We start from the raw sequence: 12,255 nt of genomic DNA, 5'->3' as shown, positions 1-12,255 counted from the left end.
GAGGACACATCATGTCTGTAATCAAGATGACTGACCTGGATCTTGCAGGTAAACGTGTATTTATCCGTGCTGACCTAAACGTGCCAGTAAAAGACGGTAAAGTAACTTCGGATGCACGTATCATCGCATCTCTTCCAACTATTAAGCACTGCCTAGAAGCAGGCGCTAAAGTAATGGTTACGTCTCACCTAGGTCGCCCAACTGAAGGTGAATACGCTGAAGAGTTCTCTCTACAACCAGTTGTTAATTACCTAAACGACGCACTAGATTGCGAAGTGAAGCTAGCAAAAGACTACCTAGATGGCCTAGAGCTAAATGCGGGTGAACTTGTTGTTCTTGAAAACGTTCGCTTCAACAAAGGCGAAAAGAAAAACGACGAAGAGCTATCTAAGAAATACGCAGCACTATGTGACGTATTCGTAATGGACGCATTCGGTACGGCTCACCGTGCTCAAGCATCTACTCACGGCGTTGGTATGCACGCAGACGTAGCATGTGCTGGTCCTCTACTAGCGAACGAACTAGAAGCGCTAGGCAAAGCAATGGACAAGCCAGCTCGCCCAATGGTTGCTATCGTTGGTGGTTCAAAAGTATCTACTAAGCTAACGGTTCTTGAGTCTCTATCTAAAATCGCTGACCAACTCGTTGTTGGTGGTGGTATTGCTAACACATTCATCGCAGCTGCTGGCCACAACGTTGGTAAGTCTCTATACGAAGCAGACCTAGTTGAAACAGCTAAGAAGCTAATGGACGAGTGTGCAATTCCAGTAGCAACTGACGTTGCATGTGCGAAAGCATTTGACGAGAACGCAGAAGCTGAAATCAAGCACGTTTCTGAAGTACAAGACGACGACATGATCTTCGACCTTGGTCCAGATTCAACTGCTGAACTAGCTGAAATCCTTAAAAACGCTAAGACTATCCTATGGAATGGTCCAGTAGGCGTATTCGAATTCAAGAACTTCGAAGCAGGTACTAAAGGTATCTCTGAAGCTATCGCAGCTTCTGAAGGCTTCTCTGTTGCTGGTGGTGGTGACACGCTAGCGGCTATCGACAAGTTCGGTATCAAAGCGGATGTATCTTACATCTCTACTGGCGGCGGCGCTTTCCTTGAGTTCGTAGAAGGTAAAGTTCTTCCAGCAGTAGAAATGCTAGAAGCACGCGCTAAGTAATTAAAGCAAAGCGGGGGAGTGATTCTCCCGCTTTCTTGTTTGCTGCAACGTGTGAGGAACTCTGCTAGAATAGCCTCAGTTGTGAGCAAACGTTTGCAAGATTTTCAACTTAACAAGTTTTGTTTAAAAACGACAGATAAATAGGATTACATCCATGTCTAAGATCTTCGACTTCGTAAAACCAGGTGTTATCTCTGGCGATGACGTTCAGAAAGTATTTGAAGTTGCAAAAGAAAACAGCTTTGCACTTCCAGCAGTAAACTGTGTGGGTACTGACTCTGTAAACGCAGTACTTGAAGCAGCTGCAAAAGTTAAAGCTCCAGTTATCGTTCAGTTCTCTAACGGTGGCGCTGCTTTCTTTGCTGGTAAAGGTCTAAAACTTGAAGGTCAAGAAGCTCAAATCCTAGGTGCTGTTGCTGGTGCGAAATACGTTCACGCTGTAGCTGAAGCTTACGGTGTTCCAGTAATCCTACACACTGACCACGCAGCTAAGAAACTACTTCCTTGGATCGACGGTCTACTAGACGCTGGTGAAGAGTACTTCGCGCAAACTGGTAAGCCACTATTCTCTTCTCACATGATCGACCTTTCTGAAGAGTCTCTAGAAGAGAACATCGAAATTTCTGCTAAGTACCTAGAGCGCATGGCTAAAATGAACATGACTCTAGAAATCGAACTAGGTTGTACTGGTGGTGAAGAAGACGGCGTTGACAACTCTGATATGGATGCGTCTGAGCTATACACTTCTCCAGAAGACGTTGCATACGCATACGAGAAACTAAGCGCAATCAGCCACCGTTTCACTATCGCAGCATCTTTCGGTAACGTACACGGCGTATACAAGCCAGGTAACGTTGTACTAACTCCAACTATCCTACGTGATTCTCAAGCGCACGTTTCTGAGAAATTCGGTCTTCCAGCGAACTCTCTAAACTTCGTATTCCACGGCGGTTCAGGTTCTTCTCTAGAAGAAATCCGTGAATCTATCGGCTACGGTGTAATCAAAATGAACATCGATACTGATACACAGTGGGCTACTTGGGATGGTATCCGTAAGTTCGAAGCTGAAAACCACGATTACCTACAAGGTCAGATCGGTAACCCAACGGGTGAAGATGCACCAAACAAGAAGTACTACGATCCACGCGTATGGCTACGTGCAGGCCAAGCTTCAATGGTTACTCGTCTAGAGCAAGCATTTGCTGACCTTAACGCAGTTGACGTACTATAATCGTTACTGATTAAGTTACTTAAAAACCCGCTCTCTGAGCGGGTTTTTTTATGTCTATCACTTTCTTCCCCGCTGCTTTCTCCCGATATTTTTATGCGTTAGGTTGTATTTGCTAGTGAGATATCTCACCTTTAACGTTTTTTTAAAGAAAACATGGGAATATCAGTCTTAAGAGTGGCGAAATCAGAGTGCATTGCGTAACCTGTAACAAGTCAGTGTCAGAAAGCTCTGATAAAGTCTTGTTTTGCATATCTTTGCGAAACTCTGACTTTGAAAAAAGTCAGAGTTGGGATATTGTGCCAAAAATCTGACACTGTTCAGTGGAGCAATAGGGATGTTGTTTTAGAAAAGAGCCTTTAAAAAACAAGGTTCATAAATTAACGGCAATTGGATTTATATCTCTTTATTTTTGAGGATAAGAATTATGGCAGGTGAATCGGTGGGTATCGATACCACTTTAACGGATGGTCTAACTCAGGCTGAAACTTGGCTGACAAACAATTCAGATCTACTGGTTCAGTACGGTGTGAACATTATCTCTGCGCTGCTTATTCTGTTTATCGGTAATCTTATCGTTAAGGCAGTCGCTGGTAGTGTTTCTAAAGTACTAGAAAAGAAAAACATGGATAAGGCCGTCGTTGAATTTATTCACGGTCTTGTTCGTTACTTGCTATTTGTAATCGTGCTAATCGCGGCTCTTGGTCGATTAGGAGTTCAAACCGCTTCTGTTGTTGCTGTGATTGGTGCGGCAGGTCTTGCTGTTGGTCTTGCACTACAAGGTTCACTATCAAACTTTGCAGCAGGCGTACTTATTGTTGCGTTCCGTCCATTCAAATCAGGCGACTACGTAGAAATCGGTGGTGTAGCGGGTAGTGTTGAAGCAATTCAAATCTTCCAAACAGTTCTAAAAACACCAGACAACAAAATGGTTGTTGTGCCTAACTCTTCAGTTATCGGCGGTGCCATTACTAACTACTCTCGCCATGCGACACGACGTGTCGACCTAGTGATTGGTGTTTCATACAAAGCAGACCTTAAACTAACCAAGAAAGTGATTCGTGAGACGCTAGAGAAAGATCCACGTATCTTGAAAGACCCAGATATCACAATTGGTGTACTTACGTTAGCAGACTCTTCAGTTAACTTTGTGGTTCGTCCATGGGTGAAAACTGCAGATTACTGGGGCGTATACTTTGATGCAATGCAAGGTATTAAAGAAGCATTGGATGAAAATGGTATCGAGATTCCATTCCCACAAATGGATGTTCACCTGAACAAAGTCGACGCTTAATCAAAAGCAGTCGATATTCAAAAGCGAGGCCAATAGGCCTCGCTTTTTTATATTTCGTAAAGGGTGTGATGACCAGCAAGTAAGAGGCGTTTTAGATGTTTACCTGCAAATCCAAATGTGAACTCAGGTAAGCCAGGCGTATAGAGCAACTCTTGATGTTGATAGAGATTGGTATCAACAATGATAGTGATGTATTCCGGTAAGCCTATTGGGCAAACCGCGCCGGGTACGCAACCTAACACTTCGACCATTTCATCGTCATTACAAATAGAGGGACGTTTACCTGTAATCGCTTTAATCTGCTTGGCATCGAGGCGCGAGTCCTTATCTGTCAGATAAACCGCGTAACCTTGTCCTTTGAGTGTTAAAAAGAGGCTTTTGGTATGCGTACCCGTCCAACCAAGCTCTCTCGCAATACGTATATCTGTCTCAAAGTCTAAGATGGCTTCGTGCTGCCATTCCCGAAAAGGAATAGAGAGCGCGTTGAATCGCTCTCTATTGTTGTTATAAATACGTTTTAGTGACTCCATGTCTTTGCTGCCTTACTACCTTATGATTACCAATACTTATCAATAAGCTCACTCGCTAAGATATACGCTATTGTGAACATCATCATTGCGATTGCAATGTCGATGGTTTTTTTCACTTTTGGTTTAGAGAGTGTTGGACCTAGTTTGGCGGCTCCTATCGATAAAGTGTAGAACCAAACAAAGGAAGCCATAATCGTACCTAGTGCAAAAGCAATGCGATCATGGCCTTCAAATTGTCCACCGATCGAACCTAGAATAACGACTGTATCTAAATATAAGTGCGGATTAAGCACAGTAACGGCTAACGCACCTAGAATAACCGTTCGACGACCTCGAGCTACGATCTCCCCTTTTGATTCCGATTCACTCTCTGGCTTAAAAGCACTTTTTAGTGAGAGCAGTCCATAGAAGCTCAAGAAAGCAATACCACCAAGTGTCACCGACGTCAGTAAGATTTCATTTTTAGACAGAATTGCACCACCACCAAAAATACCTAGAGAGATGAAAATCATATCTAGCACGCTACAAATAGTGGCGGTTGTTAGGTGGTGGTTACGCTTTATGCCTTGATTCAAAACATACGCATTTTGCGCGCCGATCGGAATGATCATTGATGCTCCTAAACCAAAACCTTGCAATAGAACCCACAAGCTCACACTTCACCTCACTTCAAAATAACAAATACATTTACAGAAAAGGGAAAGATAAAGCGTTTATCTAAATAAGTATAATTAATGATTTTAATCTTACATTAGATAGACTAATTTAACGGGAGGCGTTTGATCAAGAGTGAGAGGAAAGGTATGCGAGGGTTAGATTACAAATGGATTGAGGCATTAGACGCTATAGTTTATCAGGGTAGCTTTGAGCGTGCTGCCGAGCATTTATTTGTTTCTCAATCCGCCATTTCTCAACGTATCAAGCAGTTAGAGAAGTTTCTCGCGCAGCCTGTTTTAATTCGAAGCCAGCCACCTAAGCCAACGCCAATTGGTAAAAAATTGTTGGGTCTTTATCGGCGAGTACGCTTGCTAGAGCATGAAATTCTCCCCGAACTAAAAAATGATACCAGTACGCGACCTGTGCAACTCTCTTTAGCGACTAATGCAGATAGCCTTGCAACATGGCTACTGCCAGCGCTGAAAAATGTTATGAAGCAGCGTCAAGTTGAACTAAAACTGACTATCTATGGTGAATACCGCTCTATTGAAAAACTCAAAAGTGGCGAAGTGACAGGAGCGATCAGCTTGGAGTCCCAGCCAATCCCCGGATGCAGAGCAGACTATTTAGGTCGCATCGATTATGTTTGTGTCGCGAGCCCAGAGTTCTATCAGCGTTATTTTTCTAAAGGCGTAAATAATCAGACATTGGCAAAAGCACCGGCCGTTTCATATGACCAATATGATGATCTACATAAAACATTTCTTACCGAGCATTTTAACGTCAATCCTGACAGCGTTATTCATCACAACATCAGTAGTTCTGAAGCGTTTCTAAAAGTGGCGTTAGCTGGTGTTGCTTATTGCTTGATCCCCCGCTTGCAAATTACCGACGAATTAGACAGAGGTGTGTTGGTTGATGTGACTCCAGGTTTTTTAATGTCCCATCGGATTTATTGGCACCACTGGCAGTTAGAAACTGGGGTATTACAAGAAATCTCACACGCGATAGTCGGGTATGCGCAGGAGCATCTACCTCAATAAGTTTGTCAGAGCTGCATATCGTTAACTTAAGTGTGTTTTGTTTAAAAATTACGCCAATGTTACATAGTCAAAGTTGTGTTAGAAGTCACTATGGGTGCTTGGATAATCGGCGGAAGTTTCTATTATGAAACCACACGCTTTCTCAGCCATGATAGTGATGTTGGAATCTGAGATTAAGTACTTAATTCTGTATGGATGGATTTATTGAATGAAATTGTATTCATTTTTGCTGGCTTCAGCACTCAGCCTTACCAGTGCTTCAGTTTTGGCGAATACGCCAGAGTTTGCTCATGTTACGACAACGGGGTATGGCGAAGTGACGGCCACACCTGATATGGCTACGTTTTCTGTAAAAGTAGTCGATACGACAATGACGGCCGAACAAGCGAAATTGTCCGTAGATAAAACCGTTGAAGAGTTTCTAAAAAGCTTATCGGATGCCGGCTTGTCAAAAGACAATATTACTAGCTCGAATTTATACCTTGCTCCTCAGTACCATTACCCTAAATCAGGGAAAGCAGAACTTGTTGGGTATCGAGCATCTCGCAGTATTGATGTCACGGTGACGGATCTGAAAAACCTTAACCAATACCTAGATATGGCGTTAGAGGCGGGAATTAATCAGGTTGATAATATTCAACTTAAGATAAGCAACCAAGCCGAGTATCAGCAAAAGGCACGAATGGCTGCGATTAAGGACGCAAGAGAAAAAGCAGGGTCATTAGCGACGGGTTTTGAGAAAAAGTTGGGCGATGTATGGCAGATCAATTACAGACAGATGCACGTTCAGCCTGTGTTAATGCGTTCAATGGCGATGGATAGTAAAGAAGGAGCGAATAGCTACCAAGATTCAACTATGATCATTCGCGATCAAGTCGATGTCATTTATAAGCTAAAGTAAGGCTTAGCAAACAGTAAAAAGCAAAAGGCAGGGAGTTACAACCCCTGCCTTTGTCATTTCTATTTCACAGTTTAATGCAGGATACGAGCACGGATTGTGCCTTCAATGTTTTTGAGCTTTGTTAGAGCTTCTTCTGAGCGTTCAGTTTCAACGTCGATCACTACGTAGCCTATTTCGGCGGCTGTTTGTAGGTACTGCGCGGCAATGTTAATGCCTTCTTCAGCAAAGATGGTGTTGATCTGAGTTAGGATACCAGGACGGTTCTTGTGGATATGAAGCAGACGAGAGCACTCACCACTGTGTTCTGGTAATGACACTTCAGGGAAGTTTACGCTTGAAAGTGTCGATCCGTTATCAGAGTACTTAGCCAGTTTACCCGCCACTTCTAAGCCGATATTTTCTTGTGCTTCTTGTGTTGAACCACCAACGTGTGGAGTGAGGATGACGTTATCGAATTTTTGTAAAGGAGACTCGAACGGGTCAGCATTCGTTTTTGGTTCAGTTGGGAATACATCAATTGCAGCGCCGGCAAGGTGACCAGCTTCTAAGCTATGGCAAAGTGCAGGAATATCCACAACGGTGCCACGTGCCGCGTTGATAAAGATGGCACCTGGTTTCATTCGAGCAAATTCAGCTTCACCCATCATGTTTTTCGTTTCCGGTGTTTCGGGAACGTGCAAAGAAATCACATCACATTTGTTCAATAGTTCACTCATGGTATGTACTTGCGTCGCATTACCAAGGGACAGTTTGTTCTCAATATCGTAGTAGTAAACGCGCATACCTAAGTTTTCGGCAATAATACCAAGCTGAGTACCAATGTGACCGTATCCGATAATGCCAAGGCACTTACCACGAGCTTCGTAAGAGTTGTCTGCACTTTTCTTCCAAATACCGCGATGTGCAAGTGCATTCTTTTCAGGAATACCACGCACTAGTAAAAGGATTTGCCCAAGTACAAGCTCTGCCACGCTTCGAGTGTTAGAGAATGGTGCATTAAAGACAGGAATACCGCGTTTTGCTGCTGCGTCTAGGTTTACTTGGTTAGTACCAATACAAAAACAGCCAATTGCAACCAGCTTGTTCGCCGCATTGATTACCTCTTCGGATAGGTTCGTACGGGAGCGGATACCAATGAAGTGTACGTCTTTTACCGCTTCAATTAGTTCTTCTTCCGGAAGGGAACCTTTATGGTATTCAATGTTGGTATAACCAGCTGCTTGAAGAACTTCAACTGAAGAAGGGTGGAGTCCCTCTAACAAGAGGATCTTAATCTTTTCTTTTTCCAGTGAAACTTTGGCCATTTTTTCTCGTCCTTAAAATGGAAAGGTGGGCTAATGTGGCGCACATTGGGCAAAACTATTAAAAAGGGGATAATTAACAGTTTTGTAGGAAGACAAACGTTTCCCTGTGCGTCTTCTGTTCAATAAAGTAACAAAAAAAAATTGCTTTGGGTAAGAAAATTACGGAATAAGAGATAATTTTCTTATAGAAAGGAATAAAAAACGGTGCCTTGCAGCACCGTATGTAATGAAATAACAGAAAAGTGAACCAGATAGGTTCATTTTGGGCTGTTATTTACTCTTCAATTTTTGCACCTTCTGGTGTGCCAGTGATCACTACGTCTGCACCACGATGAGCGAAAAGACCCACAGTCACCACACCAGCGATGCCGTTTATTTTGTCTTCCATTTCTTTCGGGTTGGTAATTTGCATATTGTGCACATCCAGAATCACGTTGCCGTTGTCAGTCACAACGCCTTCACGGTAAGCTGGATCACCACCTAGTTTTACCAATTCACGAGCCACGTAAGAGCGTGCCATTGGGATTACTTCAACAGGCAATGGGAACTGGCCAAGTACGTCAACTGCTTTAGTGCCGTCAACGATACATACGAACTTATCAGAGATTGCTGCGACAATTTTCTCACGAGTCAGAGCCGCGCCGCCGCCTTTGATCATTTCACGTGCTGGGTTGATCTCATCTGCGCCATCAACATACACATCCAGCTTCATTACATCGTTACACTCGTATACTTCAATACCAAGCTCTTTAAGGCGCTCAGTTGAAGCGACAGAGCTAGACACTGCACCTTTAATATCATCTTTGATAGTGCCTAGTGCATCGATGAAGTGATTCACGGTAGAGCCAGTACCAACACCGACAATGCTGCCTTTCTCAACATATTTTAGTGCTGCCCAACCAGCCGCTTTTTTCATTTCATCTTGAGTCATGCCAATCTCCTGAATAGATGTTCGTTAACGTTTGCGGGCGTGATTATAGCGGCTTACTTGTCACTTTCCCATTGCCATATTTGGCTTGGGGTCACGATCTTAGGTAATGGAATGTCCCAGCTTTCAATTGGTAAGCGTTCTACATGTTGGCAGTCATGAGCGATACCAACAGGTTTAGCTCCCTCTCCAGTTATAAACCAACGTGACAGAGTACGATCGTAGTACCCCCCGCCCATGCCTAAGCGGTGTCCGATGCTGTCGAACCCAACTAAAGGTGTGCAGATTAAATCAAGCTGGCGAACGGGTTTGAGGTGTCTGATATCGAGCTTGGGCTCTAAGATGCCGTACTTGTTGTAGACGAGCTGTTCATCACTTATATACTGAAGAAACAGTAACTGACCTTTAGAAAAGGGATGGATGACGGGCAGATAAACCGATTTTCCCTGTTGCCATAACCATTCAATGAGCGGTTTAGTATCAAGCTCACCGTCTGCAGAAAGGTAGATGGCAATATGTTGCGCCTGCTCGATTTCAGGAAGTTGGGAAAATTGAGTAATAAGGTCGATTCCCGCTTGGTATTGTGTATCACTGCACAGAGCGTTGCGCTTTTCACGAATCAGTTTGCGGAAGTCTTGTCGAGAGAGGTCTGACATAGAGAGAATACCCCAGGGTGCCGTTGAGGATTGTGGCCCTTGAACCAGCTGGTTCAAGGCGGATCAGCAATGACAACCGTAGGCTTCTCGGTGCATGCCGAGCTTGCTCAATAGTTACCAAATACTAACCCTTAGGTATTGCTTATCGGCTCAGGGACTTAAATCCTGCTGACGCACACCCCAGGGTAAATTTTGTATTTACTGCTGTCCTTGCGTAACTTTGCTTAGTGCGTTCTCTAAAGACGCGGTGAGCTTTTCCATTCGCTCAGTAATTTCTTGCTGTTGACCATTGGATTCGTATGACTTGGTGTGCAACTCATAGCAAATATTCAATGCAGCAAAGGTCAGCAGTTGGATTTCATTGGTTACCTTAGTACGTTCGCTCATTTCTTTCAATCGGCGATCCAGATCTTTTGCCGCTGCAACAAGAGACTCTTCTTGTCCTGTCGGACAATTCACTCGTGTAAGTTTGCCTAATATTTCAACGTCGATCGCTTGATTGCTCATGATGAATAAACTCTATATTCGCGCTATCTAAGGTGTTGCTTCATACAACTACCGAGGAGCAAACTATAGGAAAACCGCTATTAAGATTCAAGCATTTCCCATCACAGAAAGAGAAATGATGACGAGATCACACAGGAATTGGGCAAATTGAACAAATGCTGTCCAAAATTGAATTTGATAGCCGTTTCAGACCACTAACCTTGATGGTAGGATATACCAATACATTATTACGCAAGAATGAGCCAAGTTATGAGTGAAATCACCCTTCCTGAATACCAATCTATTGCTGCTGAACTGCAATCGGCAAGCCTGGCTGTGACACCGGCGGAGTTACATGGCTTATTTGTTGGCATGTTAAGTGGTGGATTGGCGATCAATGATCAAACTTGGCAGCCGATTCTTTTTGACTACACCAATGATGGGATGGGGTGGCCCTCGACAGCACTCACTTTTGCTCAGAGCATATTCAACGTTACTGTTAATGAGCTTACTGGCACATCAATGGAGCTGTCTTTACTATTGCCAGATGAGCCGGGCGAAGAAGGCTTATTCGCATTAGCCGACAGTGTGTCTGACTTTGTAAACCACTTTATTTCTGGGTTAGGTCTAGCAGGCGTTGCGCTTAACAAAGCATCTGATGACGCTAAAGAAGCACTGGCTGACTTAGAAGAGATTGCCAAATTAGGCATCGATGAAGATGACGATCTTGGTGAACAAGCGCAATTGCTAGAGCAAGTGATTGAGCACATCAAAGCTTGCGTACTAACGATTCATGCTGAATTTGGTGTTCGTCCTGAAAGCAGCGACAAAAAACCTACTATTCACTAATCGTAGACCGTCCAGAGGTTAGTATGAAGCAATATGATGTAGTCATTGCTGGTGGTGCCATGGCTGGTGCAACGTTAGCATTGGCGATTGACCATTTGTCTCAGGGAAAGCTCCGCATTGCCGTCGTTGAGCCTTTTAAAGCGCAATCAGATATGCACCCTGGTTTTGACTCTCGCTCAATCGCATTGTCTTACGGTACTGTCAATCTGTTGCGTCAACTACAGCTCTGGACGTCAGTAGAACCGTTTGTCACACCCATTGAACATATCCACGTTTCTGACCGTTCTCATGCTGGGATGACGGAGATTACCAAGCAAGAGGTTGGGGTGGGAGCTCTAGGGTATGTTGTAGAATTAGCCGATGTTGGGCGTGTATATCAAGAATTATTAGACAGCAGCGAATCAATTACGCTGTTTTGTCCTGACTCGGTTACCGATATCGAGCGCGAGCAAAACTGTACCCATGTGACGTTGAAAAGTGGTGAGCAACTTGAAGCAAAACTGCTAGTGGCTGCAGATGGTGCTGTTTCGACCTGTTGTCAGAAAATTGGTCTAGAACTTTCTGAGCAAGATTTTGAACAAGTGGCTGTCATTGCCAATATTGTGACTCAAGAACCTCATCAAGGTAGAGCCTTTGAACGTTTTACTGAAAATGGCCCTGTTGCTTTATTGCCAATGAGTGACAATCGAATGTCCTTAGTTTGGTGTTTGCACCCTGAAGAAGCCCAAGCCGTTCTTGAGTTATCTGATCAAGCATTTCTCCAGCGTTTACAGAACGATTTTGGTTGGCGTTTAGGCGCGATGAAAAAAGTGGGGCGCCGTGCAAGTTACCCATTGCTTCTTCGCCATCGAAAGCAAAATGTTTCACATCGCTTTGCGATTGTTGGAAATGCGGCGCAAACGCTGCACCCGATAGCTGGACAAGGCTTTAATCTCGGTATTCGCGATGTAGTCTCACTAGCAGAAGAAATTGTGCAGCAAAGTGAGGATGTGGGTCTTTATCAAGGCCTGATGCGCTTTAGTCAACGTAGAGAAGCAGATCGAAGCGAAACTATTTGGCTAACCAGTGCCTTAGTGCATGTTTTTTCAAATGATTTACCCGCGATGCGAATTGGCCGAAATACTGCCTTAGCAGCGATGGATAACCTTTCTATTTTTAAGCAGCCGCTACTACGCCATACACTTGGCTTGGTAAAACGATGAACGGC

13 protein-coding genes and 1 other RNA gene are annotated in these 12,255 nt (G+C 43.9%); 7 read left to right on the top strand and 7 right to left on the bottom strand.

The window, feature by feature from the left end; translation table 11 throughout:
• The first annotated feature begins 11 nt into the window (after positions 1-11).
• From KJB35_RS10295 to mscS, 3 genes are all read left to right on the top strand, one after another.
• Positions 12-1,172, top strand: a complete 1,161-nt coding sequence (locus tag KJB35_RS10295) for a phosphoglycerate kinase (RefSeq protein WP_005384547.1) — start codon at positions 12-14, stop codon at positions 1,170-1,172.
• Between the two features lie 154 nt (positions 1,173-1,326).
• Positions 1,327-2,403, top strand: a complete 1,077-nt coding sequence (gene fbaA, locus KJB35_RS10290; RefSeq protein ID WP_005380996.1) for a class II fructose-bisphosphate aldolase — start codon at positions 1,327-1,329, stop codon at positions 2,401-2,403.
• Between the two features lie 424 nt (positions 2,404-2,827).
• On the top strand, positions 2,828-3,694 hold the full coding sequence (gene mscS / locus KJB35_RS10285; RefSeq protein ID WP_005380995.1) for a small-conductance mechanosensitive channel MscS: 867 nt from the start codon (positions 2,828-2,830) through the stop codon (positions 3,692-3,694).
• Positions 3,695-3,741: 47 nt separating this feature from the next.
• Here mscS and KJB35_RS10280 read toward each other — a convergent pair whose 3' ends face one another.
• Positions 3,742-4,224, bottom strand: a complete 483-nt coding sequence (locus KJB35_RS10280; RefSeq protein ID WP_005380994.1) for a YbaK/EbsC family protein — start codon at positions 4,222-4,224, stop codon at positions 3,742-3,744.
• A 26-nt stretch (positions 4,225-4,250) separates the two neighbouring features.
• Complete coding sequence (locus tag KJB35_RS10275; RefSeq protein ID WP_213907433.1) at positions 4,251-4,880, bottom strand: LysE/ArgO family amino acid transporter; 630 nt, start codon at positions 4,878-4,880, stop codon at positions 4,251-4,253.
• A 147-nt stretch (positions 4,881-5,027) separates the two neighbouring features.
• On the opposite strand from KJB35_RS10275, the gene KJB35_RS10270 reads away from it, so the two are divergent.
• Both KJB35_RS10270 and KJB35_RS10265 read left to right on the top strand, forming a co-directional pair.
• The gene (locus KJB35_RS10270; RefSeq protein WP_132936935.1) at positions 5,028-5,924 is read left to right on the top strand and encodes a LysR family transcriptional regulator ArgP; all 897 of its coding nucleotides are present in this window, start codon (positions 5,028-5,030) and stop codon (positions 5,922-5,924) included.
• 208 nt (positions 5,925-6,132) lie between these two features.
• Positions 6,133-6,825 carry an oxidative stress defense protein gene (locus tag KJB35_RS10265; protein ID WP_064368771.1) on the top strand — a complete coding sequence of 231 codons (693 nt, stop codon included), beginning with the start codon at positions 6,133-6,135 and terminating at the stop codon, positions 6,823-6,825.
• A 71-nt stretch (positions 6,826-6,896) separates the two neighbouring features.
• Here the strand turns inward: KJB35_RS10265 and serA are convergent, their stop codons facing one another.
• The 5 genes from serA to KJB35_RS10240 all read right to left on the bottom strand — a co-directional run bounded on the left by serA (position 6,897) and on the right by KJB35_RS10240 (position 10,220).
• A complete protein-coding gene (gene serA, locus KJB35_RS10260; protein ID WP_213872880.1) occupies positions 6,897-8,129 on the bottom strand; it encodes a phosphoglycerate dehydrogenase in 1,233 nt (410 codons plus the stop codon).
• Positions 8,130-8,403: 274 nt separating this feature from the next.
• A complete protein-coding gene (gene rpiA, locus KJB35_RS10255; RefSeq protein WP_005380982.1) occupies positions 8,404-9,060 on the bottom strand; it encodes a ribose-5-phosphate isomerase RpiA in 657 nt (218 codons plus the stop codon).
• Positions 9,061-9,113: 53 nt separating this feature from the next.
• Positions 9,114-9,713: a 5-formyltetrahydrofolate cyclo-ligase gene (locus tag KJB35_RS10250; protein WP_025768838.1), complete on the bottom strand. Its 600-nt coding sequence runs from the start codon at positions 9,711-9,713 to the stop codon at positions 9,114-9,116.
• A 5-nt stretch (positions 9,714-9,718) separates the two neighbouring features.
• A non-coding RNA gene (ssrS, locus tag KJB35_RS10245) (6S RNA) lies at positions 9,719-9,903 on the bottom strand.
• A gap of 8 nt (positions 9,904-9,911) precedes the next feature.
• On the bottom strand, positions 9,912-10,220 hold the full coding sequence (locus KJB35_RS10240; RefSeq protein WP_005384553.1) for a cell division protein ZapA: 309 nt from the start codon (positions 10,218-10,220) through the stop codon (positions 9,912-9,914).
• A gap of 249 nt (positions 10,221-10,469) precedes the next feature.
• On the opposite strand from KJB35_RS10240, the gene KJB35_RS10235 reads away from it, so the two are divergent.
• Positions 10,470-11,048 (top strand): YecA family protein, encoded by a 579-nt coding sequence (locus KJB35_RS10235; protein ID WP_005380976.1) that lies wholly within the window; start codon positions 10,470-10,472, stop codon positions 11,046-11,048.
• Positions 11,049-11,071: 23 nt separating this feature from the next.
• A complete protein-coding gene (ubiH, locus tag KJB35_RS10230; protein WP_172563493.1) occupies positions 11,072-12,250 on the top strand; it encodes a 2-octaprenyl-6-methoxyphenyl hydroxylase in 1,179 nt (392 codons plus the stop codon).
• Positions 12,251-12,255 lie beyond the last annotated feature (5 nt).

It is taken from the genome of Vibrio sp. D431a, assembly GCF_030248655.1.
In the GTDB taxonomy this organism is placed as follows: Bacteria; Pseudomonadota; Gammaproteobacteria; order Enterobacterales; family Vibrionaceae; genus Vibrio; species Vibrio alginolyticus.
Note: the sequence above shows the minus strand (reverse complement) of the source record. Positions and strands in the feature narration are given on the sequence as shown.